Annotated in this window: 1 protein-coding gene; it reads right to left on the bottom strand. The window is 65.0% G+C overall.

Annotated features, from left to right (window positions below; all coding sequences use genetic code 11):
* Window positions 1-824 (bottom strand): flagellin (locus AC1DCJ_RS20300; protein ID WP_478071795.1); only part of this gene is annotated, 824 nt, incomplete at both ends.

Genomic DNA, 824 nt, shown 5'->3' with positions numbered 1-824 from the left:
TGCTGCAGGATCTGGGTGCGGGTCAGCTCTGCGGTTTCCTTGGCGAAGTCGGTATCGCGGATGCGGCTACGCGAGGCCGACAGGTTCTCCGTGGAGGTCTGCAGGTTGGCAACGACCGAGGTGAAGCGGTTCTGGATGGCACCGAGGTCAGCGCGGGTGTTGTTGATCGAACCCAGCGCCTTGTCGACGATTTCCAGGGCCTGCTGGGCACCCTTGACGGTGCTGACATCCAGTTCGCTGGCGAACTTGTTGGCCGGGGCGGCGGCGGCCAGCGTGGCGGTGAAGGTCGGTGCGGTGGCGCCGGTCCAGGTACCCGGGGTGGCAGTGATCGCCTTGAAGGTGCCGTCGGTGTTGGTGCTGTCCTTGACCGAGGTCAGGGTGACGCCGGTGGTGCCATTGACTTCGGCGTAGACGCCGGTTTCACCGATCTTGGCGTTGATCGCGCTGACCAGCGCTTCACGCGAGGCCTTGCCGGTGTCGGCAGCCGTGGCACCCTGCTTGACTTCGACAGCGGCGATATCGACGCCGTTGATCTTCATGCCCGAGGTCTTGAAGTCGGCATTGGTACCCGGATCGGCCAGCGCCAGTGCGTTGGAGTCGAACTTGGCGCCGCCCAGTGCGTTGGCCTTGGCGTCCACCACCTTGTCGATGGCAATGGCCTGGCCGGCGTTGGCGCCGACCTGGAACAGCTGGCTGGAGAACGAACCGTCCAGCAGCTTGGTGCCGTTGAAGTCGGACTGCTTGGCCACGCGGTCGATTTCGCTGACCAGCTGGGTCACTTCGGCCTGCAGCGCCTTGCGGTCGCTGGCGGAGTTGGTGGCGTT

This window comes from Stenotrophomonas sp. 10N36 (assembly GCF_056395005.1).
The sequence above is the reverse complement of the archived record's forward strand: the minus strand, read 5'-3'. Positions and strand labels throughout refer to the sequence as shown.